We start from the raw sequence: 25850 nt of genomic DNA, 5'->3' as shown, positions 1-25850 counted from the left end.
GCCGCGTTCGGGCGATGCGTGACAACGCATCCGTCAAGAGGCTCCCAGACGGCAAGCGCTCGATGAGAAAATCACACGCTTTGTGCGTATTAACACTCATTGGGTTTTGCATACGCCATCTCGGCCCAACTCCGCCGATCGCGAATGCCTGCGTCCGAGTTGCTTCTAACTGACGCCTATCTTGTGAGGTCTAGTCAATCGCGATGCTCGCGACGGGCCACCAATTTTTTTTCTGCTCACCGGAGAACTACGGGCCACTTTGATTTGTAGCGCTTTTCTTCCGCCAAGTTGGCGGAAGCTGTCCACCATGGGCAATGTTGCCCATGGTGGGGCAATGTCGCGTGTTTTCGCGTCTTGACTTCGCCTACGCACGCGGTGTTTTTTTACAGCGCGCACTCAAGCAATCGAGTGCCGAGAATTCACGACTAAGAAATCTGTTCTTTGTAACGCCGATGGCAAGTCATTGCGTCGGTGAGCGAAGAGCCGCGCCTATGATCAACAGGAGCAACAGGATGAGCAGCAGAGAACGAGACGCCGACCAGGGATGCAGCGCGGGAGCAATTGATCGGCTTCGTGCCTCAAGGTTCAAAGCGGATGAACAGGACACTACCAGAGGCCGCAGAGATGGAAAGGCGTGGGCCGAAGAAGTTGCCGAATATCGATGGTTGCGGCGGCTCGCCGATGGATGCTCGGTGTGTGCGCAGCCGTTTGAAACTCTCCGCATGGCGATTGATCCGAATGGCGAAATTGACCCGAATGAAGTCCATGAAACTTGCTTCGGTGACGAGAACGACGTTGCGAACGAGTACATCTTAGGATTCATCGCAGGAGCGGTGGAAACCTTTCAAAACATCCGCGATCGGCTCTGAGCAGCGCGACATGCGTAACTAAATCGTCAGTCGCTCTGCGTTGACGTTGCGAGATGGAAGATCATGCAAACAGATAACTCATCGATCGATACAGGGCGGTCAGTCGGCAAGCGTTCTGCACTTGAGGTAGTGTTCTCAATCGTCGCTGACGGCACCCCAGTATTTCCGTGCGATCCGCGAACAAAAGCGCCCCTTGTCAAGGATTGGTCTGGTCAAGCCACCACAGATCATTCGCTTATTCGAGATTGGTGGAGCGCTTGGCCTAAAGCGATGGTCGGAGTTCCCATGGGCGCGCGTTCCGGTCTTTTCGCCGTCGATGTCGATATACCAAAGAAGCACGGCGGCATCGACGGACGCCGCGCTTGGCAGGCGTTGCTCGACAAACATGGCGGTTGCTCTCCGACCCGCACGCATACGACGCCCAGCGGCGGTATGCATCTGCTCTTCAACTGGTCACTTTCCCGGCCGATTGGAAACTCAGAAGGCCAACTCAAGGGCAATAACATCAATATTCGTGGTCGCGGCGGTTACATCATCTGGTCCGGCAGCATCAACGCGGACGGGGGAACATACGAAATTGCCGATCATTGGCCGCCCGCCAACGCTCCCGAATGGCTTTACGATCTACTGGAAAGCCGTACTCCGCCTAAGCCGGAGGCGCAGACAAAAGTAGCTTCGACGAATTCACCGATACGCGATCGCACGTACAGCGAGGCCGTGCTGAATGCCGAAGCCGAAAAGGTCGCGACTGCGTCCGAGCCGGGACGCAATAATCAGCTCAATAATAGTGCGCTGGCGTGCGGGCACTGGATCGGTCCGGGTCGATTGTCGGAGACGGAGGTATTGCATCGCCTATTGAGTAGTTGTGCTACAAACGGCCTCTTGCAGGATGATGGACAGGCGAAATGCGAGAAGACTATTCGTAGCGGTATGCAAGCGGGCATGCGGGAGCCCGGCGAGCTGCCCGACCGCTCGCAGCTGAACGCCGCTCCGAGCACTGATAAGAGGCATTTGCCCCAGTCGCTTGCTCCTCAAACCTCGCTCTCGATCCATTGGCACAATGCGAATGCCATTGAGCAAAAGCGGCTGATGCTCGTGGACGGTCTGATCCCACAAACGGGAACAGGGCTTCTGTCAGGCCCTTGGGGCATGGCCAAAACCTTTGCCGCGCTCGACCTCTCAGCCAGCGTCATGGCGGGTACCGAATTCGCTGGGCACGAGATTACGAGGTCCGGCGGGGTGCTTTTCATTGCTGCTGAGGGTGCGAGCGAAATTCGTGCTCGGCTCAAAGGCGTGGTCGATCACAAGCTATGGCGCGAAGCTGTCCCGCCCGGTTTTCAGGATTGCCCTTACACAAATTTCGTTGCTCATTCGCGGTTGGACCAGCTTCCCTTTGCCTGGATAGAGGACTTCTACGCACTCAAGCCCGAAGATGATGTCGCGTTTCAAAATTTGCGAGCGGCAGCAATGAGCGCAGACGAGCACCTCTTCAAAAAGTTCTGCTTACCCCTCGCTCTGATTGTCGTCGATACGCTCCCGGCATCTTTCAATCTCAAGGACGGCAACGATGCGGCGGAAGGTCAGCGCATGATGAACCGACTGGCCCAGTTATCCCGGGACACAGGCGCGTTCGTCCTGGCTATCGATCATTTTGGAAAAAACACGGAAACAGGTACTCGCGGAACGAGCGCAAAAGAGGCAGCGGCGGATGTCGTGCTCGCCAATCTTGGGGAACGTAATGTCGAGGGCACGCTGAGCAAGACGAGAATGGCAGTTCGCAAACAGCGTGGCGGCGTGACCGGCGGCACAACGTTCTTCGACCTGGAATTGGTTGATCTCGACAACGGCGAGACGACCTGCATCGTGAAATGGAAGGTGGAGGAGGGACCGCAATCAGTGGGTGGGAATTCTGCAAAACCCCTTTCCAGGAGCTTGAGGTTGTTCAAAGCGGCGCTACAAACGGCGATCCTCGATCACGGTACGCTGATGCAGCCTTATGGCCACGAGGGGCCACAGGTTCGCGCGGTAAGCGTGGATAAGTTACGCACTGAGTTCTTTAAGGGGTACCCGGCAGAACCAGATGCAAAGCGGAAGGCGTTTAATCGTGCGCTGCTCGACGCGAAGAACACTCTGATTGGGAGCTACGAGGTAGGCGGTCAGCATTATTGCTGGCTGTTGTAATGACCGCAATGCGAGCCACCCATATCCCTGGGACAGACAGGACACTCTTCGAGTGTCCTGTCCTGTCTGTCCGAGGGACAAGAGGACAAGCTGGACAAATGGTCTGTCTGTCCCCTCTTTATGGCCTTGCACAGGGGAGGGCGTTCCGCCGAGCGAAAGACGATTTGCGGACCGTCAACCCGGCTGGTTGCCTCGATAAGCTGGGTGTGGCTGGTGCGCGACGATTAAACCGAATGAGGCGAGACCTCAGCGAGGAGACAAGCGTGAAGCGAGAGCAGAGAGTTCGGGCGTATGCAAGTCACCTCATGGTGCGAGGTGGCGAGGGGAGGTTCACGTTGGTGGAGCGCTACGACAAGAAGCGTGTGTGATCGGCACCTATCGCTCTATCAAAACGCTTGAACGCGGGATCGGTAAGTATGGCGAGCGGATGCTGCGTGAATTGCGGTCATCATGATCCAGTGTGCGACGAGTACGGACGGCGGTCAGGAGCGGACAACGTCCGGTCTGCCCACTTGTCCTTTTGCGGACGGACGCGGACACGCCCCTATAGGGGTGTGTCCGTTTGTCCGCAGGACATTCGAGGGGTCGCACTTAGACTATTGAAGCGCTCGCGCCGCGCTTGCCGCGTCTAAGCACAAAGGAGCAAGACTATGGAAGTGAAAGCGTGTCCATCCGAGAAAGAGCTTCGCCGGCTTTTCAACGAGCGTCCCGCGCTCAAAGCCGCGAGCGACCTGCTGTTTCAGATCGAAGGGATTGCTGACGGCGGCTGGTATCTGGACGGGGAGCTCAACGAATTCGAGGAACGCTGGATGCTTATGCCAGCTGTGTTCTGGGAGTACGCCATGATTGTCGGTGAGGACCCCGACGACTTCGAAGGCCGGCTGAAGCATTGCATCCAGACTTTTGAAGAAATCCTCGCCGCGAAGCGCAAAGAACAGCCGCAAGCTACGCCGGATAGCCAGTCGTCGGTGGATAGCGACGACCCGCCTCCCATCAGAGCGTAACGCTCGGCTTGGGTCCTTCCTGGCCCTCCGGCAATGCGGGTCGCGCTTGCGCGCGACACGCAACTAGGGCGTGCGAACTACAAGGGTGTTGATATTAACGCGACCGTGCTTGGGCGGTCAGCGGAGAAAACACGAGGTCATTTTGATTTTGGACCGCAATCGCTTGATCGATCTTCACTTGCAAATGCTCGCGGAACTCGGATGGGCACCGCCATCCGGTGACGTGATTGATGAGATTGCAAACGGCGGCCTGCTGACCGTGATGCAGGCGGCGACCGTTTGCGAAGTGTCCGATGAGACAATCCGCCGATGGAATGCAGATGCCGCTCGCAGGGGGCAGTCGCTCGGTAAAAAGGGCGCGACCTGGTTGATCGGCCGGGCGCGGCTGCTCGACTACGTTGAGAAGTATCAGGGTGGGCTGCCCGCGCGCGTGAAAGCTCAGAACAGGCTTCGGGAATTCTGGCCGAGATGGTCAGAGCCATCAGAGGACCGGCTTGGTTTGGAGAGCCGCCGAGCAAAGGCCCTGTGATTTTGCGCCGGTCGGATGTCCAAGCGGCGAGAACCGGGACGGCCAATGGGATAGGAAATCCTCGCTGGATTTGCTTCGGGTGTCATGAAAGTTGCTATTTAGGATCGCTTCACATAAGTTTCGCATCCTTGGGGTGAGGCAACGGACCGATCCTCATGGTGCAATCGTCCCGGCTTACTTTGGGAATGGCGGTATGGCCTAGTGCCCTGCCGTCACCCAGGGAGCCGGAATAGGCGAAGGGCCGCACGTCTTCGTCGACGGCGGCCCACTTCGACTTTTGGTATAATATGCTTTTCACCATACAATTTCCGCTAGCGGACTTGCGCCCTTTTCTGCTTGGCCCAAACCGCCGTCTCCCAAAGCCTGCTTGGCCCAATGCTCATCCCGGAGGTGAGTTCGTCCGTGGGATCGGCGGAATTGATTTTCGCCGTTTGGGCGGACTGCAGGGGTGGGTCGGCGAAGGCACGCACTGTCTCGCAACCAATCTCGTTTCGCTGGGCGATCTTCCCCAGCCGCGGCTCTTGAATGAGGACGAGGTCCCTCCCGGAATTGTAACAACGCGGGTGAAGTTTCGAAGACTTTTCGCTGACGGAGTTGCGCTCGCGAAGTTCGAGTTGGGAATTGCGGCAGGCGGATATCTGCAAACGCGGGACTGGGGCTTATCGTACGATTTTGCAGGGCTGGTAACTGAAGTTGGTAAATTGCAGTGCCGCGTACCGGGTAGCGCTGCGGGGCCTTTGCTATTCTCTGGCAAGCCCTTGGCGACAAGATACGCTGAATGCAGCACCAAACGAGCAATCGATACGCAGGTCCTTGCCAAAGAAAGTCCGGATGAGGCGGGGCTCGTCGTGCCTGGGGACCCGCTGATCTTCATCGATTGTTCTAGTCAGAAGTTTGTTCTGCCGAAAGGCTTCCGTTCCGTCGTGATGCCCGGCAACTTCGACTTCCAAGTTTTCTTCGGGCTCCATCAACAAGGCGCGCTTCGTGTTCCAGTCTGGATACTTTTGCGCAATCAGCAAAGTGATGGGGCGCGGCATCTAAGAATTTTCTTGCAAAGAATACATGCAGAGAAGGAAGTTCTGAGGGCTGTCCTCGATCGTATCGCTTCCGGTAAAATCGGCGCCTCCGCATCTGAAACACTGCAAAGATACCTTCTAGAAAGCACGCGCCGCATCAATCATTTGGAAAGTAGAGCCGACAAGAAGGCAGTAGATGGCATCGGTACGCTAGCCGCATCCTGTCTTCAATACGTTCAGCCAGGCTGGCTCGATACGCTTATGCAGCGCCTTGATGTGCTGAACGTTAGGCCAAACGTAAAGCGGAATGTAGGGGCACGCATTAGGCGAAATGGCTTCACGCAGTTCGTCATTATCGACCAGAGCCAACACGACCACAGGAGAGGCATTTTCATGGGTGACGTTTTCTCAAATATTCAGAACTCGACGATCGTCAACAGATCGACGGTTGAGAGCGCATTCAATAAGACGAAATCAGAAAACGGCGAGGAAACGGCGTCGATCCTCCTGAAGGTTGCGGAGTTCGTCGCCAAGTCAGGTAACAAAGAGGCGGGCGAATTACTCGATCAGTTCAACGAGGAACTAAGCAAGCCTCAGCCAAGGAAATCTCTGTTGAAGAGATCGTGGGACGGCCTTCTCGCAGCCTTGCCCACGATTACAACCATCGCCGGGGCGGCAACAGAGATCGCTAAGTTATTTACGTAGCGCGGTGCGATACGTCGGTGAGGCGATCTAATTGGTGCCTGCCAAGGTCCAGCAAAGAAGCTCTAGATGTGGAGAATGCCACAAATTTCTGCGCTGGATATGGAGACCCCCACGCGCACTATCTACGCAAGTGAGTTCTCTGCGGGTTAGACTGCCTGAATGCGAAATCCATTCAGAAAGCCCCAAGTGCAGAAGCTCGAACCCATCATCGCCTCGCTTACGAAGCGCGGCGAGCAGCTCGTCGCCATGCGCGCGGCAGCCCAGGCGGCGCTGGACAAGGCGACGAAGGCACGCCAAGCGGCCTTGTTGTCGGGCGATCTCAGCGATCAGCGCGCCCTGCAAAACTTGCAAAGTGCCGTCGATACAGCAGCGTCTTCTGTTGCGGGCCTGGACGATGCACTCGCCGTCCTGGCCCATGACAAAGCGGAGGCAGAAGTCCAACTGACTGCGGCACTCGAAAGCGCCAAGCGTGCTGCGGCCGCGGACAAGCTGACCAAGCAAGTTGCTGCGATCGAGGCGGCGTTGCCGCGGCACCTTGAACAGTGTCGCGTCCTCGCAGATGCCTTGTCCGAGATCGGTCACTGGCATTTCGAGAGCGGCCAGATTGCGGGCTTTGTGCAGAACACCATGGGGCAGACCGAGGTCGCTGCTAACTTTGCGTTAGCGGAACTGACGGGGATGCCTGAGGCGATCCGGCAGGGGCGGCAGGCGATCCCGGGCGAGCTTGCCCCTGCGACGGTCGCTACCGTTGAGCCGAAGCCAGAGACGCTGACCGTGTTCATGATGCGCAGCGCTCATTATCTCGACCATGACGGTCGCAAGCGGTTCGCGGGCCAGTGGGAAGATGCCATGATGCCGCTGGCAACCGCTCAGCGCGCATTGCGCGAGCGTGTTGCGGTGCCCGTGACCGACCCGCGTCGTGCGGAGCTGCGCGGTGTACGGGGAGGTGACTTCAATCCGAATGCGTCTGATGTTGTCGACCTCGACGCGGCTGAGCCCCAGGCGGGGCCGCAGATCGAGCCTGATCCGGTGCTGCGCGCCGCGGGTTTCACCGTGATCGACCGCGGCGACGAAGCGCGTTCGGTCCAGATTGAGGTGCCGCGCCTGTGACCGCCAAAGCCGCGCCTCCTGGCTGGGAGCCACATCGTATCGAAACGCGTATCGACGGGTACATCGCTGCGCGCGGCGACCGCATCCCGGCAGCCGTGGCGAAGATGATCGCCCACACTGCGCGGCAACCGGGCGACTGCGCCGTCGCAGCGATCCGCGAGCGAATGATCACGCGACACAAGAAGGTCTTTGGCTATGTCTGACAAAGTTCCGGCTGAGGAAGGATCAGTCTTTCTCGCCGATACGGAGGCCGCTGCCCGCCCAGGAGGCATGACTGAGCGCGGCAGCGGCCTCGATGACGAACGCGACGAGTATGACAGCTTGCTCGCGTCGCTCGGCCGCACAGAGGACGACGATATGCGCATCGCGATCCACGAAGCCGGGCACGCCGTTTGCGCGCGACTGCTGGGGCATGAAGTCGGTGGCATCACCGTGAACCCGGACATGGTTCGCGGCTCAGAAGGATTGTGTTGGGGCGTTGATCACGCGGAGGCGTTTGCGGAAGGTCGCGGTGATGTCGCAGACGTGCGGGATGCGCTTCGCTCGGTCATGCCGCAAGCGGGCGAAGATCGGCAGCCCGTCGCAGATGTGTTTGCAGGCATCTACGCTCAGTGTATCGAGTTTATGGCAGGTCGGGCGGCGGAACGCATGCTACTTGAGGGAGAACCTCCTGCGCCCATTGATGATCTCCGTCAGGCGCGGGAATTGGCCGTGCTCATTTGCTCATCTGATGAGGCACTTGATGCCTTAATCCTGCATTGTGATTTGGCCGCGCGCGATCTGCTGATGCCTTATGGCGATCTCGTGATGACGTTGTCCGTCGTCTTGCGCATCAAGCGAACGTTGGATGGTGCGGAAATCGATCAGATCATCCGGGATGTGGAGGCGCGGAAGGAGCTGGCGACGGAGCATCGGCGCCGGGCTGACTGGCTGAAGCGCGCTCGCAGCGAACCGGGTTCGCTCTACAGTGCCGCAATCTGCGCATCGTCAGATTGTCGCACTTGATCAATACGGGGCCACTATGATTGAGCCGATCCGTTTTGTTTTCTCGGCGTCAGGGTACTTCGGGATCAAAATCGATCCGAACGCGATTAACGCGCTTGATCCCAAAAACACCGTTGAATAACTCGCTCAGAAAGAGGGACAGCTCGGGGTAATTCCAGTCACTCCTAGGGTCGAACTGCTTTTGGTATACTACTCCCTCATTTTTGAAGCCGCGTGAACTGAGCCATGTGGCGTTTCTTTGACTTAGGCTGTAAGGCGACCATCCTGCGTATGGGGAGACGTAGAGCGTGGTCTTGTTGTGCCAGTGAACCCATTGCGCGATCTGATCACCCCTTTCCAACGAGAACGACAAGGTTCCGTTGCCTGAGTGGACACGCTCGATCGCGTCTGCGGTCAGGGACAGCCATCCATTTACATTCGGAGCCGACGTGGGTAGCTGCTCGTTCCGACCGTCGCTTTCCACGCTCTTCCTTCGCAACGCCTTGATGGCAGGTGGTGTGGTGTCGCGAACTAGAAAGTAAATGAAAAAACCGATTGCGGCGACCGTACCAATGATGACCGACAGAATGAGTTTAATAAGCCAGCTGCTTAGAAAGACGGCGCCAGCACCTACTGCTAGTATCGCCACCAACGTTGGTGCGACCGCTATCGCAATGATTAGCAATAGCACGAAGATTACAATCTGCATTGCATCTCCTTTGGCGAGCGTGCTGCTTTGCTTTTCGAGGGCATGAACCCTTGTTGGCGTCGCCTGTCCATGGCTGACAGTCAGGACCAGGTCAGGTGAGCGCGCGCAGACGAAAATCAAGCTCGTACTCGATTAGTCGGACGTTCGGGATGCGCGATGCGGCCAACTTGAGATCGTCCGTAATCTCCTTGGCAACGATGATGCCGCGCACTGCATTTGAATTGTCCATGTTTTGCTCGATCCAGGCCATGTAACGCAACAGCTGTCCGATTACCTTATCGAACCCCCTAGAGACTTTCAGTTCAAGAACGACGTAGCTGCCTTGGGCGTCTATTGCGAGGATGTCGATGCGGCGACCTCCCGCCGGGAACTCGACGCCTGTAATTCCTTCTTCTTCATAGAGCCTTAAGCCAGGCTCTATTCGACCGATGTTCTTTACGAGATAGTTTTGAAGGTCTCGTTCAAATGCAAATCCATTCGCTGCCGTCGCACGTTCATCATCGACCTCATCGTCTGTCTGATGAAGTTGAGGTGCTACTTTGGCGCCCTCGATGTCCGCTTTGTAAACAGGTAGCCCATCGGCGTCCGGGTTCCAGAGCCGGTACTGATCTGGCCCGAGTTTGAAGAAAAGGTCGTGTCCGCTACCAGGCTTTACGTTGACATGGTGCTTGCGAACCCGGTTGTTTACCGACATTCCGTCCACATGCATAACGACTGTGGTTCGCTTGATCTTCGGATAATGCTCGGCAAACCATCGTACCGCGTCCGATTTCGAGAATATCTGGTTCGGCTTTAGGTTTGCCTTCGCCCAATCCGCCATCAGCAGTTTGGTCGGCTGGTCTTTGTAAATTGGCGGCATGAGAGGCCCCCTACGCTGATAAGAATTCCGAGTTGCCTTCAGCCCACCCAAAATGCAGAGGCAGTCCGTTAGGCAGGGTGCTGCTAGCCAAATGTCCGGGCTCGTGGGTAAGGGAGAAGAGACCGAGAAACGCCGCATATGCATCTCGCCACTTGTTCTCGGGCGAGAACGAATGGACGACCATCGCTGCATCGTCGGTCTTAAACCGCTCGGCTTCAATGATAGCCGAAGCGGTGCGGTGGAGTAACTGATAGTGGATGTCATTAGGAGGCGGACAAGTTACGCCGAGCAGATCACACAGGAGCGCGAGCCGTTGCTGCTTTCCTGAAGGCGCGTCTTGATACCAATTCTTTATAGTTGGCCCGAATGACTCGTTGACCTTACCCTCGACAGCGACCGCGATGGTGCGGTCGTTTGATTTCACTAGAGCAAACACGTCCGTCTGGCTTTCTCGTCCACCGTCGCGAAGCGAAACCTTGTGCTCTGGGATCGCTACTAGCAATTCGGCGTTTGATCCGAACAGAGCGGCGATCTCCGGTGGCAGTCCGTCTGCGGCTTCCCAGCAAAGCGCGAGAGTTCGTGCTGAATAGCCAACGCGCCACTGCTTCTCGGGGTCCGCGAGGAGTGCTTGCCAGCTTAACGGGCCTGTTGTGGGGACGTAAATCCTTCGCATCTCACCTCCGAATAGGATTACCGGGGGTACCCCGAGATTACATCCGCAGCTTCGTCGTGCGTAATGACGCGCTGGAAATTGGAAATGCGTTCGTCCGTTAGCGCGGCTTCCCCGCAGAATAGAACGGTCGTCCAATCGTGATGGGGGTTTATCGTCATCGGCGTTTTCTTTGCAAAGCACGCCGCGCGCAGCGGGTATGCCTCGGGCTGTCCGTACTTGAACGCCTCGGATGCATGTTTGAATTCGACGTGAACTGCTAAGACCTTGGCTGAACGAGATCGGAAGAAGAATATTGCATCCGACTCTAGACCTTTGCTGCCTTCAATTCGGCAGGTGCAGCGAGAGTCTTTTCCGCACCAATAGTTCGCCCAAAATGGCTGCTTTGTCGGGCGCATTTGCCAGCGAACTTTGCGTTGCTCTTCAAGAAGAACGTGCGAACCCAGATATTCGGCCTCAGCTGACGTTCCCTTGACCAGCCAATCTCTGACATCCTCTGAGGAGAAGACGCCGTTTGCAATCGCATCCAAATATGGCTGTGCTTTTGAGGAGTAGGCTGGCAATGCTTTGGTCCTAACAAATAATTAGTGGCGAGGATCACAGACCCGCCTAGTCTCAAGGCGTAAAGATTGCAGTGTTTCTCAACCTTTGCGCGTGGGTCAAGGGGTAGCCAACCCGAACCCGTAGAAATACGGGTGGCCGCTGCCGCCGCATGCGCAAAGCCGTTATTCCGACGCGAGTTTTGGCCGGTACTTAGACAGACCCTTAAACGAACTGGCTCGCAGCAGTCCTTCAGACGTGATGTCCCGGTACTCGACATCCGCGTAAAACTTCGGCTCGACCCAGGTCGCCTTTGGCTTTCTGATAGGCTTGGTCAGCTTCGACTTTGGGCTGACGACTGGGTCGAGCTGCTTGCGAATTTGGCTAGAGACAGTGCGAGACCAGCCGGTGCCGACCTTGCCCATATAGACCAGCTTCTTGCCTTCCTGCTTACCGAGATAGAGCGCGGCCACACCTGTCGGGTCCTTTACGAACCCGATCACCGGAAATTTCTCGCGTTGAACGGTCTTGACCTTCAGCCAGCCTTCATTGCGGTTCGAGCGGTAAGGTGCATCGGCCTTCTTCGAGACGATGCCTTCATATTTCAACTTGCTCGCGTGCTCGAATAACTGCTGCCCATCGCCCTCAAGATGCTCACTGTATACGACCGGAGGTTTGAGATCATTCGCGTCGAACAAACCCCACAACATCGATTTGCGTTCGATCTGCGGCAGCTTGCGCAGGTCTTGCCCGTCAAGCCATAAAAGATCGAAGGCGTAGTACAGCAGGCGATCCTGACTGCCTCTCGCAAGTTCGGTTTGTAGTTCGCTAAAATTGGTTCGGCCTTCATGAACAACGACGACTTCGCCATCGATGATCGCCTGGCGGGGAACGTCGAAAGCCCTAACGATGACGGAGAACCGTTTGGTCCAGTCAAGTCCGTTGCGGGTGTACGCCTTAGCTTTCCCTTGGTTCAGGTGAAGCTGAACCCGATAACCATCGTATTTGATCTCGTGGAGATAGCCGGTCTTGGGCGCTTTGCCTCGGAGCGTGGCGAGTTGCGGCTTGATGAAGCCGGGCATCTCGATGCCTTGGGGATGCTTAACCATACATAACTCAAAACTAACATAGGGTAATGACGCGCAGTATAATGCAATTTTACTGGTGATCCATGTTGGACGATGATTTGAACAAATCGCGGTCTATTTTGACGCGGATCGTGCCGATGATCCTTTCATCAAGCAGCGGTTGCTCATGTCGCGCAATACGAGGGGGAACAGCCTCCAATTGACTGGTAGGTCCGCCGCCCGCTCCGCGAACTCAACCACGTAAAACGCGAGATATTTTTATCCGGGGCCTGCATAGTGAGCCAATAACGATTATAGCAATGACATCAATAGTTGAGCGTTTCCGCAGGCAGGCGGAAACGCTCGTCACAGGGTGGGGCCATGGCAAACGAAATTATACTTACATTCGACTACGAAGAGTCGCCCGCTGCAGAAGACCTCGCCGAGGTCTTTGCGGCATTGGCTCGGGATTACCGCGAAACGTCGGGCGGCGGCACGCTCGTCGTTACGCGCGTCCAGAGTGGCTCCATCACGGTTATGGTGACCGACGCGCTCCTAGCCGCATTGCCCCATGTTCAAACGGCCGCCGTGTCAACACTTGCCGTGATGGCTGCAGTGAATACGGTCGACAAGTTCGCTGAAAACCTTAAGAAATGGTTCGGTCAGGCAAAGACTGACGAAGGGAAAAAGCGTCTATACAAGAAAGGCAAAAAGCAAAGCGGGCAGCGGTCTGTGGAAGCCATTATTAACACAGCAGCAAAAACGCGCAGCCGGGCGAAAGTAAAGCACATCAAAGCAAACGGCGAGACGCTTGAGGCCGAGATCACCCCGATTGAGGCCGTTGCGATAAAGGAAGCGACCGCATCGCCTGAAGCGGGGCCGAAGCTGGTACAGAATGACTATCCGCGTGCCTTGGCCGCCCGTCCCGATGTGGAGTTTGCGGTTGAACAACTGCGTCAAGCAGGGAGCGAAAATCTTTCTCAGTCTCAAATAGAAGCAATCGTAGAGATCATCGTCTCTACATTGAAAACCTCTGGCGCGAGCCGTATTCTACCGGAAATTGCATCACAGCTTGAAATACATGGTCTTTACGATTTTGCGCGCGCAGTTCGCCGGCACATCTCGGGCCGCACGTTGGAGCCCCCGCAACCCGAATCTTAATTTGCATCAACGTGGGCACCCAGCGGATAGACGATAGACGGCGTCGCGGCGCCACACAAAACCATCACAGTCGGCATTAGCAGCAGCTCCGCAGCGCGAGCAAACACAGTCGGACGGCCGTGTCGCGTTCCGCTCCAAGCCTGTAAACGTTTCCTTTGTGCAGCCCCTCGCACAACGTTAGAATGCGTAACTCGATTGGCATAGCTTTTTCAGCGCTTGCTGGCTGACGGCTTTTTCGTTGCATCAACGATGACGATGTCGGCAGCGCGGTGCCCCGCCTTTCGCTGAGCTTTCTGGGCAGCCAAAATCTTCAGCCCTTTCTTGCCGAGCTTTCCAACATTTATAACTAGAAATAGCCCTTCATCGGTAACCGCTGCCGTCTTATAGACGCCGAGCTGCGTCCTGTAGCCATGCTCTACGGTACCAGTGGACAGCTTTATCTCGACCAGGAGGCGACCTTCGTAACCAGAGGAAAATTTGAAGTCGACGGGGCCACCGCCCGCATTTACCTCCGGCGAGATATCTATGTTGTTCGCCTTGCAATAGGAGTCTGCTACGCCAAAGAACACGAGTTGGGACGACTTTTCGCTTCGAGGTTTGTTGCCGTCCCAAAGCAGGCGTGAGAGATCATTATGCTCTACCAAGTGTTTGAACTGGGCAACGATCAGGTCGACCACACGCTTCAACTCGGCAGTATTCTTTGCGGTCGGAGCATCAATCTTCAACGGGAATTTGCTCGACGTCTCGGTAATTGCTTGCCGCAACGCTTCGATTGCGCGCTTGTCTTTCGAGAAGTCGTAGCTTTCAAAATGCTCGCTTAGCATATCGTCGAAGAAGCGCTTGAAGCCCTTTGTGGACGTCAACGCAGCCTGCTTCAGTGCCCGCTTTTTATCCGTGACGGTGGCCTTCGTGATGTTACCGAGCATCTTGTTGACCGCGTCTCGTAGCATTGCGTTGTGCGAAACAACCCGATCTATGTCGGACCAGTCCGTCGCTACAGGCAGTTCACGGAGAATGTCCTTGGGGACCAATGCGAATGCGTACCGAGGATCGAGTGGATTTTGGGGAAGATTATACGCTACTCGCTCAATGATGAATTTTTTGGTGGGAATGCCGTGGGTTTTGCAGAACTTCTGGGTAATCTCTTCCAGGATCGGCAGGATAGAGTTTGTCGTGAGGTCACTGATAGTGTCGGGTCCAACCTTTTCCTCGAGAATGCCCATCAATCCAATGATCTCAGGGTTCTTCATCCCAAGGTTTACGATCTCTCTTGCGGTTGTGAGGATTTTGGCCTTGAGGCTTGCTGGTCGGCTGCTACCAGAGGTCCCCTTTCCACCATAGCCCAGACAGGTTTCCCGTCGCTCGTGGAGATCGAGGAGCTTGAGCGCTGAGGTCCACGCTGGCCCGCTATTGGTTGGCGTCGCGATCAACAGATCGATTATGTCTTTCATTCTCTTGCGGAAAGTCGCAAGGCCCTTGCCGCTAATCAACAGATTACTGCTGTGCCGAAGCAGCAGCGGATCGATGAAGAGCTTGGTATCCGCGTTCAGAAACGGATCGAGCAAGCCCGCCTTCTGTAGCACAGTAGGATTGATACCGAACTGCTGGCTGAATAGCCTCGGCTTAAAAAGTTTCGCCACAAAGATAGACCTTCAAACACCGCTAAAATTACGCATACTACGCAAACAACCAACGGTTGATTATGCGGACTTGGGTGGGTGGCTAAACGTTCACCCTAGACCGCTTTCTTTGCGCGTTGAATTGTTTTGAGCTGAACTGTTTCGCTCCTCGTTAGGCAGCCATCCAACGTGGCACAAAGCATGCGCATCCACCCCGACTGAAAAAGGATAGAAGCGCAACCAGAGCGGGATATCAACAAAGAGCTTAAATCCACGACACTAGACCTTAGTCGTGTGTACTCAAATGAGCTGCGCCCCGTAGTTTTTGCGGTTGATTGAGGCAGCTACAAATCGTGAAGCTGTTGAGCAAAGCTCGTCTGGTGGAAGCGGAATATCCTTGTGCGCATCATTCCTTCAAGCGTCTTGTCATCATCGGACCTGATCGTCGATGCAATCTATGAGGGTGGGCGACAGGGAAACGCAGCCGACGATCCGATCTCAAAAATTCTTGAGGGAGTGGGAAACCAGGGCGGATTTCGAGCTGCCGGGCGAGGACCGGATAAGAAGTACGTTGTCCTCTACACCAGTGGAGAAGACAAGGACTGGCCCGATACGTTGGACTTGAGCACTGGGCAGTTCATCTACTTTGGCGACAACAAGACGCCCGGACACCAACTGCACGAGACCACGCGCGGTGGGAACGAACTCTTGCGGCGTGCATTCGAATTTTTGCACGCGTCGCCACCGATGCGGGCAAAGGTGCCGCCGTTCTTCATTTTCAAAAGATATCCGACCCCCTCAAGTAGCCGGTCTGTGCAGTTCAAAGGGTTGGCGGTCCCCGGCTTTCCTGGCCTGCCGTCGACCGCCGATCTAGTCGCGGTTTGGAAGACGACCGAAGGGCAACGCTTTCAGAACTACCGCTCGATCTTTACAGTCTTGGACGCTCCTGTAATCGCGCGCTCATGGCTGCGTGAACTGGCTGCCGGACCTGGTGCTAGCACTGCCGTCTCAGCACCCGCCGCTTGGCTGGATTGGGTGCGGTCTGGCCGAGCAAAGGCTCTGGCTTCAGAAAGCACCACCATCATCAGGAGCATCGAAGAGCAGCGGCCCGATACTGAGACTAAGATTGAGATTTTGCGCGTTGTCTTCGAGTATTTCGAGCAAGCGCCGACTGCATTCGAGGCGTTCGCCGCACGTGTGTTTCAGATGCATGATCCGCGAGTGATTATCGACGCAATCACGCGAGGCAGCGTCGACGGTGGTCGCGACGCCGTTGGTCGCTATCTCCTTGGCCTTTCCGGCGATCCAGTGTACGCGGAGTTCTCACTCGAAGCTAAATGTTACCAGCCGGGATTCGACGAGAGTTCTCCGAATACTGTCGGAGTTCGAGAGGTCTCGCGCTTGATCTCTCGAATTCGCCATCGGCAGTTCGGAGTTCTAGTGACTACCTCAGTGATCGCGCGCCAAGCTTATGAAGAGGTTCGCGAAGACCGCCATCCGATCATCTTCTTCGGCGGAGGAGATATCGCCGACATTCTTGTCAACAACGGCTTCAATACGCCAGAATTAGTGACGACTCTTTTGCACACAGAATTTGCGCTGACAGAAACCGATTAAGTTTGTCGCTTTGGCAGGCGTTGCCCGCATTGAATGGCAGAATGCGATCCTAGCGAAGCCAACGAGGCATGAGAAAACCAATGTACCGATCAGAGTGGGTTGACCGAGGTTATCCGAGCGCTTGTGCCAGCGCGTCAGCAGCGCCGCCACCACCGGACGGTTTCCTACGCGTCTATCATCTCTGCGAGGCACGGTATGCGATCGCCAACGTTGAAAACAGCCGCCTGAAGGTCGCCACTTTCGCTGACGCCAACGATCCATTTGAGCTGTCGGTCTTTTTCTCGCGTGATCCCGCGCAACAGTTGCGGCTCAAGGATTTTGTCGATGATGTCGCCAAGCGATTTGGAATAGTTTGCTTCAGCAAAGATTGGCTCGATCCGACCCTGTGGAGCCATTACGGCGATAGGCATCAGGGGATCGCGCTCGGATTTGACGTTTCGGAGAGGCATCTATTGCCTGTCCGATATCAGCCTCAGCGTGTTGTTTTTCCTTCTGCTGTTGCACCTGATCTCGTCGATCAATTTCTCGGAACGAAGTACGCCAGTTGGGCATATGAGCGGGAACAACGCATTATTGTTGAGTTCGCTAGTGCTGAGCGTGAGATAGTGAAATTGCCGACGGGAATAGACCGTGAACTCTTCTTCGAGAAATTCGGAAGCGAAGTTCGTCTGAGAGAAGTGATCGCCGGTCCACTGTGCAGCGAAGATGTTGTCGCCTTGCGCGCAAAGGTGAACTCACTGCACAGCGACGTCACGACGTTTAAATCGCGCCTCGCGGATAAATTCTTTAGTGTAGTCCCGGATGAACCCACCGTGCCGCCGCGACGTTAAAACGGGAACGGTTCCTTGCGTCTGGCTGGCTGAGTTTGACCGCGCGAGATGATGCAGCGCAAGGGACACGATTTATGATTCTATAGCAATTTCAATTGATTAAATAGGCTTCCCCTCTCCCACAAGGGGAGAAGAGACCATTAGCGCCTTGGCTAGGCCACGGACACGCTGAACTCGGCCGAAAGCGGTCGGGGGGAACGTGGGTAGCGCTCCCCCGCTACCAATACTACGATTGCACGCCAAAATACGATTTCCTACGATTCGGTATTCCTATTGGATGCGTACGGGAGCCCCGGGGTGCCGAATTGCTTCCGATAAGCAACCGCCGGTCGAGCGTTTTCGCCCGTGCTCGGCCTCAAGCAACTCGGTCGTTACATCCACCGTCGGAGGTCTTCAGCATCGCGTCGGTGCTCGCATCCCGGAAAATCGGTCAGTTGACGTATTGTCGAACAGCGGTGCGCAGAGGAGACTTGCCTCGTCTGCAAACGGACTGCGGGGATAGCGGTTCATCCGATACGAAATCATCCATTGGAATGGGATCTGAATCGGAATTCAGGACGGCCCTCGTACCCCGCCGATTCCCGCAAGGATATCAATCAGGTTGGATGCCGGAGCGCGGACTCGCTCGTCGCTACGCTCGTCTGCACCAATCGGCACGCAAGGAAGTTGCTCATGGATACCGTCGTTGCCTCGTCGTCCTGCACATGTGCCCCGGTGACGGGCAGCGCGGATATCGTGAAGCATCCGCTCGACCCTCTAACGGCGGCCGAGATCGGCGCCGTTGTCCGGATCGTCCGCGACCATCCGTTGTTTGGCGCCGACTTTCTCTTCGAAACCATCGAGCTTCTGGAGCCTGAAAAATCAACGGTGCGCCGCTACAAGCCCGGCGAGCCGATTCTCAGGGCGGCGCGCGTCAATCTCTTCAAGGTAAGAGAGAATGGCATCTGGCGTCTGACGGTCTCACTGACGGAGGGGGTTGTTCTCACGTGGAAACATCGGCCGGACGCCAAGCCGATGATCCAGCTCGAGCAATTCACTGCGATCGAGGATGCGGTTCGCGCGGCTCCCGAGTTCATTGCCGCCTGCCGAAAGCGCGGCATCGAGGACATGTCGCTTGTCTGCATCGACCCGTGGTCGGCGGGCAATTTCGGCGTTCCGGGGGAGGACGGCCGCTATCTTGCGCACGTCTTCGCCTGGCTGCGTCTGCGGGAGAATGACAATCTCTATGCCCATCCGATCGGCGGCCTGAACGCCGTTGTCGACATCAAGACTTACGAGATCATTCGCGTCGACGACCACGAGATCATCCCGATTCCCAAAGCGGAGGTGAACTATGAGGCGGAGTTCATCACAAACCCTCGAACTCCCTACAAGCCTCTCGACATCGTTCAGCCTGAGGGCGTGTCCTTCAGGCTCGACGGACATCGGCTTGAGTGGGATCGCTGGTCCGTGCTCGTCGGCTTCAATTCCCGCGAAGGCCTGACCCTGCATGACATCAGCTATGACGGACGACCGATCGCGCACCGTGTGTCGCTGGTGGAAATGGTCGTGCCATATGGTACCACCGACAAAGGTCATTTCCGAAAGAACGTCTTCGACATCGGCGAATACGGGATCGGCAAGCTGGCCAATTCACTCAAGCTCGGCTGCGATTGCCTCGGCGCCATCTCCTATCTCGACGCGCACCTTGCCACGATGGATGGCAACGTGGTCACGATCCAGAATGCGATCTGCATTCATGAGGAGGATGCAGGCCTGCTTTGGAAGCATTGGGACTTCCGGTCCAACAATGTCGAGTCGCGTCGTGCCCGCAGGCTGATCATCTCATGCATCGCGACAGTCGCCAACTATGAATACGGCCTTTTCTGGTACTTCCACACCGATGGCTCAATCCAGTTCGAGCTCAAGGCAACCGGCATCATCAACACTGCCGCGTGTCATCCGGGACGGCCGGGCAAATACGGCAAGGAAGTCGCGCCCGGTGTCGTGGGGCACATTCACCAGCACATCTTCTGCGCGCGGTTGGACATGAACGTCGACGGCGATGAGAACAGCGTCGTCGAGCTCAATACACATGCCGATCCGTGGGGGCCGGACAATGCCTATGGCAACGGCTTCTACGAGGAGGAGACGGTTCTGAAGACCGAGCTGGGCGGTTGTCGCCAGGCGAACCCGGCGACCCATCGGGCCTGGAAGGTCATCAATCCCGGCCGCAAGAATTGGGTCGGCACTCCGACGGGCTACAAGCTCGAGGCAAGTCATCCGGTGACGCCGTTCATTCATCCCGAGTCGCCGTCGGGCAGGCGGTCGAGCTTCATCAAGAACCAGCTCTGGGTCACCGCCTTCGATCCCGAGGAGCGCTATCCGGCTGGCGAACACATGAACCACTCGGATGGAACGGGAGGCGTCTCTGATTTCGTCAGAAACAACCGGAGCATCGAGAACACCGATATCGTGCTCTGGCACGTCTTCGGCCTTCACCACCAAGTCCGTCCCGAGGACTTTCCGGTTCAGCCCTGCATCTTCACCGGCTTCAAGATGATGCCGAGCGGCTTCTTCGATCGCAATCCCGGCATCGACCTGGCACCCGACAGGAATGCCGCAAGCTGTCATGCGCAGCCCGCCGAATAGGGCACCGTTCGCCGCCGCACGGCTCCTGCTCTTAGGACGGGAGGCGTGCGCAGCGTCGGGGGCCTCGGTGGCCGTCGCTCTTGCGATCCTTGTGAGTTCGGCCGCGCGTGTTCTTCCTGCGCTGCTTGCCATCCCGGTCCAGCAGGATCTGGGTTGGCAAACCTCCGACGTGGTCTGGCCGATCACGCTCGGCATTGCCGTCTCCGCATTCGCGTCGCCGCTTGCGGCGCATGGCCTCGTGCGATGGGGTGTTCGATCACCGCTGTTCACGAGCCTGGTTCTCCTCGCGATATCGCTTGCGTCGACGACGCGGGCGACATCGCCCTGGCATCTTGCCCTCGCCTGGGGAGTTGGCGTCGGCTTCAGCGGAGCCTTGGGCGCTTCCATTCTGGGCGCCATGGTCGGCAGTCGTGGAAACGCGGCGCATTGCGCTACGCGCTTTGGCCTCGTGATGTCGATGCAGATCCTGGGATCGATAGCGGGGCTGCTGCTCGCATCCCGTGCGGTGGAGGCGCCCGAGTGGCGCACCGCCTTCCATGCCGCCGCAATCGTCGTACTGGCAACGGCCTTCGCGGCATTCCTGCTTGTCCCCGCATCCAGGCAGGAAGCCGAACCGCATCGGTCAGCATCCATCGGGCACGCGCCTTCGGAGGGGAGGAGCTGGCGGTTCTGGGCGCTGGCTGCGATCTTCTGCATCTGCGGCGCATCGACATCCGGCTTGATCGACGGCCAGATCGGTGTCCTCTGCATGAGCGCGGGTCTTAGCCTTTCGTCGAGCGCCGACGTGGTGGCCATCGTCTTGCTCGGTGGCGCGATCGGAAGTGTGGCGAGCGGGTATCTCGCGGACCGTTATCCCGCACGAATGCTGCTGGCCGTCTACTTTGTCGTCCGCGCGTTCGTCCTGCTTTGGCTGCCGTTCACCGGTCTCAGCCTTGTCGAGCTGGCGCGATTCGGCGCGCTCTATGGCCTCGATGCGGCGCTGACGTTTCCTGCGCTCGTGAGGTTGATGTCCGCAAATCTCGGCAGTCGCGGCATCGGCACCGCGATGGGCTGGATGATGGCAGCGCACGTGGCGGGAGCCACTGTCGCTTCCGCCGGCGTCGGAGCCCTCGGCCTCGCAGTCTACGCGGTCGGCTTTGCATGCGTCGGCCTCGCCTGCCTCGTGGCGGCCGGGCTCGCGATACTGCTGAAGGGAGTTTCCGCGCGAGAGGGGCTATCCGGCTGATGCGATCACGGAAGCGGTCAATCGCCTCCGAGTTTGCGGGACCGCCGCGATGGGTTCTCCGCCAGCAGCAGCCCTTCGGAGACCGCCAAGGCGGCGAGCCTTGTGCGGGAGTCGCAGCTCATCTTGGCGAGGATGTGTTCGATATGCGTGGAGACCGTACGGGGCGACACGAAGAGCTGCTCGGCGATGTTGGGATTTGAAGCGCCGCTGGTCACGAGGTGCAGGATTTGAATCTCGCGAAGCGAGAGATTGTACGGCCAGCGAATGCATTCCTCCGTGATCAGGAGGATGTTTCCCCGGCAGGGCGTGATCGTGACCTGATGGCAGCGGCCGGCCCCGTCGGGCCAGATGAAACGTTGCGGCTTCGAGGATTTTGCCTTTTCCAACACGAGCCGGCGAAGCTCTCCGCCTTCGCCTAGATGCGGCCCCGGACTGCGGTTGGGCAGGTGGAATGCGAAACCGTTCGGCGAGACGGCGAGGGCGTATGAGCCAGGCGCCAGTTCATCGGCCAGAAGCTGTGGTGCCCTGAGTTGATCGCAGATGTTGAGCAAGATCGGACGGAAGCGCTCCGTCATCTCGCGACGCTCGTCGGTGGCGTGCGCCTCCCGGGACCAGCTCATATGGATGGCCCCAACGTAGCGGCCATCCGCGACGCGCAGGCACATCGTCGAACCTTCGCTGAATCCATCCGGCATCAGGTATTCCTGGGCGGTGAATGTATCCGGCAGATGGAGATTCCAGTCACGCCTGTAGTCTCGCCAGCGCAGCGAGTGCGTGTCCTTCTCGCGCGCGATGGCGTAAGCCGGGCAGGCGGCAGGGAAGCCGTTGAGCACGTAGGCCATCGTTCTGTCCGTATATCCGTCGTGGGCCAGAGAGCCGTGGGTTCGGGATATCGGGTCCATCGCCACCAGAGCGATTGCCTCGCTCCGCACGAACTCGCGTAACAGACGGGTGATCTGGGTCGCTTGATCGATGATCTGATCATTCAGGGTTGCCGCCGGCGTGTCGAGCCGTACCGTTGCTGACATCGCATGGTCGATCGCTGCCAATTTCACTGTGAGCCTCCAGCTCGTGAAAGATCTTGCCAACGGTTCGTGATCGAATCTTCTTCTTGGCCGCTAATGATCCGACCGGCGGCACTGCGTAGTGCTTCGCGTCCTCAGAGCAAGGACCGCGCCAACCAATGCGAGCTGCCACATGACATTGTGGCCACTCGCTCTGCTGATCTCGACCGGCCCGATCGAGCCGAGACACCGAGCTGAAAGCTGCAAATTGCATGTTAGAGGCGGTTAGTCCTTTAGTCAAAACAGTGTTACACTTCACCTCGTTCAGGGCCAGCAATTCTGACGCAAGAGGACCTTCAACGCTGTCGACTGATGAAAATCTGGGCGTGGCTTGCTGCCCAAGTCGTCACCCTGAACCCTGTTCGCACGCGCAGCGTCGGCCTGGATCACACCAGGGCTCACAGGATCAGCCTTCAAAATCGGTCAGCTGACGTATTGCTGAAAATCGGCAGAAAACCGAGGCTCTGATCCATGCGGTTCGGCCGAAACCACCATGTCAGTCCATGGGGATACGGATCGAGGCCGCTGATCACCCGACGGTGCCCGACAGCATCGTCCTAGCCCCAACAGAAATCCGGCTCGGTCTCGGTCGCGATGCCGAGGACCCGCGCACGACTGCAGGAGAGGTTGCTCGGATGGTTTCCAAACTCACCAGGCGTTCAGTGACCGCGGGCATCGGCGCCGCCGTGGCCGCACCGTTCGTTGGACGGACGGCGCTCGCCGCCCAGCCGATCGTTCTCGGCGTTCCCTACTGCCAGACGGCAGCAGCGGGTGTCGCAGATCATCAGGACTTTCTGAACGGGACGACGCTCGCGATGGAGGAGATCAATGCCGCAGGCGGCATCCTCGGCAGACCGCTGAAGCTGTTCACGACGGACATGAACGTCCTCTCGCCGGAATCCTCCAAGCAGGCGCTGGCCGCCTGCGTGGATGCCAAGGTCGATGCGATCTCCTTTGCCTTCACGCTCGTCCCGCTGCCTGCGATGGACGCGACGGTGAAGTACAAATGTCCCTACATCAACGGCAACGCGCAACGCGCCGGCACATCTGCCGTCAAGGAGCAACCGGACAAATACGGCCACATTTTCCAGTTTTGTCCGTCCGAGGTGAACTACGGATGGAGCTATGCGCTTTGGCTTGAAGACCAGGAGCAGGGGGGCGTCTGGAAGCCGAAGAACCGCAAGGTTCATATTATTCAGGAGCAGATCGGTTACTGCCAAACGATATCGCGGGCGGCCCAGGAAGCAATCAAGCGGCGCGGTAAGTTCGAAGTCGCCCGCATCACGGATATCCAGTATCCCGTGCAGGACTGGGCACCGGTCATTCGCGAGATGAAGGAGGTCGATGCCGCCGCGATCATGGTGGACCATTGGGTGGCCGCTGAATACGCCGCGTTCTGCAAGCAGTTTGTGGCAAGTCCGGTGCGCAATTCACTCGTGTATCTCCAATACGGCCCCTCGCAGCCGGAATTCCTTGAGCTTGCCGGTTCGGCGGCGAACGGCTTCGTCTGGGGCACCACCATGGGCATCTATGGTGACGAGAGGGGGCTCGCGTACAGGCAGAAGTACAAGAAGCGTTTCCCCGGCATTGCCGGGCTCGCCTATACCGGCATTGCCTACGATCAGACCTACTACCTCAAGAAGGCCTGGGAAGCGGTCGGCGATCCCCGGAAGTTCAAGGAGGTCTGCGACTGGATCCGGGCCAACCCACAGCGCGGTGTCTGCGGCTACGTCGATATGGGCAACCCATATCAGGAAGCGCGCCATTTCCCGGACAATGGCGGCGACGAGCTGCAGGCGGGCAAGCTCGAGGCCGGCGTCGCGCAGCTCTATGTCCAGATCCAGGGTGGCGAGCACAAGATCGTCTATCCCGGTCCGGTCTCGGAAACGAAGCTGATCTCTGCGCCGTGGTGGAGCTGATGCTCAGACAAATCTCCCGAAACGGTGCGGCTGAACAGGCCGGAAAGCCCGTCCTGTTCTCCTGCAACGGCATCTCGCTCGATCTCGGCGGTCGCGAGATCCTGCGCAACATCAACTTGCAGGTCGAGGCGGGGGAAGTGCTGGGCATCATCGGGCCGAACGGTGCGGGCAAGACCAGCCTGTTTGAAATCCTCTCCGGCCGGATGCCGCCAAAGAGTGGCTCAGTGTGGTTCAAGGGCGAGAATGTAACGGGCTTGCCGTTGTATTCCCGCTCGCGCCTCGGGATCGGCCGCACGTTCCAGACGCCGGTGGTCCCTGACGAGTTGACCGTCGGTGAGACGTTCAAGGCGGCGCGTCAGGCGCATCGTCCGTTTCTCACCAGGTTCGATGCCGAATACGGGGCCGACCTGGTCGGTCTCAAGATCAGTGACGACACGCCGGCGACGCAGCTCGAGACCTTCAACCGGCGCAAATTGCTGCTGGCCTGCCTGCTGATGCGCCGGCCCTCGTTGCTGCTGCTGGATGAGCCGGCGGCCGGCCTAATCAATTCGGAGGTCGACGAGATCGATACGCTCCTGCGGATCCTAGCCAAGGAAATGAACGTCGCGATTCTCATCGTCGAGCACCGCATCGAGCTTCTCGGGACGATCGCCGACCGCATTCTGGTGATGGATGCCGGGGAGGTCATTTCCGAGGGGCTGATGGAAGACGTCATGGCGGATCCAAAAGTCCACGCGGCCTACTTCGAGGAGTTCAGCGAAGAGGCCGATGCATGAATATCTCCGTGAGCAACCATTTGCCGGGCGCTCCGGCGCGTCAGCCGCAGCGCGAGATCCTCAACGTCAAGGGACTGTCCGCGGGCTATGGGCCGGTTCGCGTCATCCACGATCTCGATCTCGTCGTTCAGTGTAGGGAGCGGATCGGCATCGTCGGCCTGAATGGCCACGGCAAGTCGACCCTGTTCTATGCAATCGCCGGGCTTACGGGCTGGCAGCGCGGCTCGATCAAGCTGAACGGAAGGGAGGTCGGTCGCACGCGAAGCCAGGGGCCGGGGCGCTACACCCACGAGATCGTGCGCGCGGGATTGGCGTTGATTCCGCAGGGCGACGAAATCTTCCATGGCCTGACCGTCGAGGAGCATCTCGATTCCGGGGCCTACACCGCGGCGGCCTGGCGCGATCGCGCCGCGCGCAAGCTCCGCATCCTGGAGATCTTTCCACCGTTGCGGAAGCTGATGGGCGTACCCGTGGGGCGCCTGTCGGGCGGCGAACGGCGCATGGTGTCGATCGGCCGCGGCCTGATGACGGATGCGTCGCTCTTCCTCGTCGACGAGCCATCGCTCGGGCTGGCGCCAAAGATCGGCAAGAGCGTGATCAATGCATTGATGGCCGTCGAGCTCGGGAATGCCGCGATGATCATTGCGGAGCAGAACGTTGCGCTGCTCGAGGGACGGGTCGATCGCGTCATCGGCATGCATGTCGGCAAGCTTAAGGGAGAAGCCTCGGCGGCCCTTGCGTTGAACGTTTTTCGAAAGGCGTAGA

23 protein-coding genes are annotated in these 25850 nt (G+C 57.8%); 16 read left to right on the top strand and 7 right to left on the bottom strand.

Going from position 1 to position 25850, the window contains the following annotated elements; translation table 11 throughout:
* The first annotated feature begins 512 nt into the window (after positions 1-512).
* The 8 genes from E2I15_RS26220 (at position 513) to E2I15_RS26185 (ending at position 8419) form a co-directional block, all read left to right on the top strand.
* Positions 513-869 carry a hypothetical protein gene (locus tag E2I15_RS26220; RefSeq protein ID WP_137479237.1) on the top strand — a complete coding sequence of 119 codons (357 nt, stop codon included), beginning with the start codon at positions 513-515 and terminating at the stop codon, positions 867-869.
* A gap of 63 nt (positions 870-932) precedes the next feature.
* Positions 933-3050 carry a bifunctional DNA primase/polymerase gene (locus E2I15_RS26215; RefSeq protein ID WP_137479236.1) on the top strand — a complete coding sequence of 706 codons (2118 nt, stop codon included), beginning with the start codon at positions 933-935 and terminating at the stop codon, positions 3048-3050.
* A 650-nt stretch (positions 3051-3700) separates the two neighbouring features.
* Positions 3701-4054, top strand: a complete 354-nt coding sequence (locus E2I15_RS26210; RefSeq protein WP_137479235.1) for a hypothetical protein — start codon at positions 3701-3703, stop codon at positions 4052-4054.
* A gap of 163 nt (positions 4055-4217) precedes the next feature.
* On the top strand, positions 4218-4583 hold the full coding sequence (locus E2I15_RS26205; RefSeq protein WP_137479234.1) for a hypothetical protein: 366 nt from the start codon (positions 4218-4220) through the stop codon (positions 4581-4583).
* 287 nt (positions 4584-4870) lie between these two features.
* The gene (locus tag E2I15_RS26200) at positions 4871-6304 is read left to right on the top strand and encodes a hypothetical protein (RefSeq protein WP_502707191.1); all 1434 of its coding nucleotides are present in this window, start codon (positions 4871-4873) and stop codon (positions 6302-6304) included.
* A 186-nt stretch (positions 6305-6490) separates the two neighbouring features.
* Positions 6491-7414 (top strand): hypothetical protein, encoded by a 924-nt coding sequence (locus E2I15_RS26195; protein WP_137479232.1) that lies wholly within the window; start codon positions 6491-6493, stop codon positions 7412-7414.
* Complete coding sequence (locus tag E2I15_RS26190) at positions 7411-7617, top strand: hypothetical protein (RefSeq protein ID WP_137479231.1); 207 nt, start codon at positions 7411-7413, stop codon at positions 7615-7617. The genes E2I15_RS26195 and E2I15_RS26190 overlap by 4 nt, the downstream gene beginning before the upstream one ends.
* On the top strand, positions 7610-8419 hold the full coding sequence (locus tag E2I15_RS26185) for a hypothetical protein (protein WP_137479230.1): 810 nt from the start codon (positions 7610-7612) through the stop codon (positions 8417-8419). Before E2I15_RS26190 ends, E2I15_RS26185 begins: the two co-directional genes overlap by 8 nt.
* Before the next feature lie 49 nt (positions 8420-8468).
* On the opposite strand, the gene E2I15_RS26180 is transcribed toward E2I15_RS26185, so the two are convergent.
* The 5 genes from E2I15_RS26180 to ligD form a co-directional block, all read right to left on the bottom strand.
* Entirely contained in the window at positions 8469-9227 is a 759-nt protein-coding gene (locus tag E2I15_RS26180) for a hypothetical protein (RefSeq protein ID WP_137479229.1), read from the bottom strand.
* Positions 9199-9966 carry an endonuclease NucS domain-containing protein gene (locus E2I15_RS26175; protein WP_137479228.1) on the bottom strand — a complete coding sequence of 256 codons (768 nt, stop codon included), beginning with the start codon at positions 9964-9966 and terminating at the stop codon, positions 9199-9201. Before E2I15_RS26175 ends, E2I15_RS26180 begins: the two co-directional genes overlap by 29 nt.
* 10 nt (positions 9967-9976) lie before the next feature.
* Positions 9977-10639 (bottom strand): DUF6946 family protein, encoded by a 663-nt coding sequence (locus E2I15_RS26170; RefSeq protein WP_137479227.1) that lies wholly within the window; start codon positions 10637-10639, stop codon positions 9977-9979.
* A 17-nt stretch (positions 10640-10656) separates the two neighbouring features.
* Positions 10657-11199 carry a hypothetical protein gene (locus tag E2I15_RS26165; protein ID WP_137479226.1) on the bottom strand — a complete coding sequence of 181 codons (543 nt, stop codon included), beginning with the start codon at positions 11197-11199 and terminating at the stop codon, positions 10657-10659.
* A 162-nt stretch (positions 11200-11361) separates the two neighbouring features.
* On the bottom strand, positions 11362-12285 hold the full coding sequence (gene ligD, locus E2I15_RS26160) for a non-homologous end-joining DNA ligase (protein WP_137479225.1): 924 nt from the start codon (positions 12283-12285) through the stop codon (positions 11362-11364).
* Between the two features lie 339 nt (positions 12286-12624).
* Here ligD and E2I15_RS26155 point away from each other — a divergent pair, with 339 nt between their 5' ends.
* Entirely contained in the window at positions 12625-13404 is a 780-nt protein-coding gene (locus E2I15_RS26155; RefSeq protein ID WP_137479224.1) for a hypothetical protein, read from the top strand.
* 209 nt (positions 13405-13613) lie between these two features.
* On the opposite strand, the gene E2I15_RS26150 is transcribed toward E2I15_RS26155, so the two are convergent.
* On the bottom strand, positions 13614-15044 hold the full coding sequence (locus E2I15_RS26150; protein ID WP_137479223.1) for a DUF8370 family protein: 1431 nt from the start codon (positions 15042-15044) through the stop codon (positions 13614-13616).
* 378 nt (positions 15045-15422) lie between these two features.
* Here E2I15_RS26150 and E2I15_RS26145 point away from each other — a divergent pair, with 378 nt between their 5' ends.
* From E2I15_RS26145 to E2I15_RS26130, 4 genes are all read left to right on the top strand, one after another.
* Positions 15423-16640, top strand: a complete 1218-nt coding sequence (locus E2I15_RS26145) for a restriction endonuclease (RefSeq protein WP_137479222.1) — start codon at positions 15423-15425, stop codon at positions 16638-16640.
* A gap of 80 nt (positions 16641-16720) precedes the next feature.
* On the top strand, positions 16721-17470 hold the full coding sequence (locus E2I15_RS26140) for a DUF2971 domain-containing protein (protein WP_137479221.1): 750 nt from the start codon (positions 16721-16723) through the stop codon (positions 17468-17470).
* Positions 17471-17998: 528 nt separating this feature from the next.
* Positions 17999-20101, top strand: coding sequence for a primary-amine oxidase (locus tag E2I15_RS26135; protein ID WP_246729443.1), 2103 nt, complete (start codon positions 17999-18001; stop codon positions 20099-20101).
* A gap of 67 nt (positions 20102-20168) precedes the next feature.
* Positions 20169-21326, top strand: a complete 1158-nt coding sequence (locus E2I15_RS26130) for an MFS transporter (RefSeq protein WP_196238943.1) — start codon at positions 20169-20171, stop codon at positions 21324-21326.
* A 17-nt stretch (positions 21327-21343) separates the two neighbouring features.
* On the opposite strand, the gene E2I15_RS26125 is transcribed toward E2I15_RS26130, so the two are convergent.
* Entirely contained in the window at positions 21344-22381 is a 1038-nt protein-coding gene (locus tag E2I15_RS26125; protein WP_137479218.1) for a helix-turn-helix transcriptional regulator, read from the bottom strand.
* Positions 22382-22893: 512 nt separating this feature from the next.
* Between E2I15_RS26125 and E2I15_RS26120 the strand changes: the two genes are divergently transcribed.
* From E2I15_RS26120 to E2I15_RS26110, 3 genes are read left to right on the top strand one after another with little or no spacing between them, the layout of a single operon-like run.
* Positions 22894-24309 (top strand): ABC transporter substrate-binding protein, encoded by a 1416-nt coding sequence (locus E2I15_RS26120; RefSeq protein ID WP_246729441.1) that lies wholly within the window; start codon positions 22894-22896, stop codon positions 24307-24309.
* Complete coding sequence (locus E2I15_RS26115) at positions 24309-25085, top strand: ABC transporter ATP-binding protein (RefSeq protein ID WP_137479217.1); 777 nt, start codon at positions 24309-24311, stop codon at positions 25083-25085. The genes E2I15_RS26120 and E2I15_RS26115 overlap by 1 nt, the downstream gene beginning before the upstream one ends.
* Positions 25082-25849 (top strand): ABC transporter ATP-binding protein, encoded by a 768-nt coding sequence (locus E2I15_RS26110; RefSeq protein WP_137479216.1) that lies wholly within the window; start codon positions 25082-25084, stop codon positions 25847-25849. Before E2I15_RS26115 ends, E2I15_RS26110 begins: the two co-directional genes overlap by 4 nt.
* Position 25850 lies beyond the last annotated feature (1 nt).

Origin of the sequence: Bradyrhizobium sp. BR2003 (assembly GCF_009720285.1) — a bacterium.
Lineage (GTDB): Bacteria > Pseudomonadota > Alphaproteobacteria > Rhizobiales > Xanthobacteraceae > Bradyrhizobium > Bradyrhizobium elkanii.
This window is presented reverse-complemented; position numbering and strand designations above follow the sequence as displayed.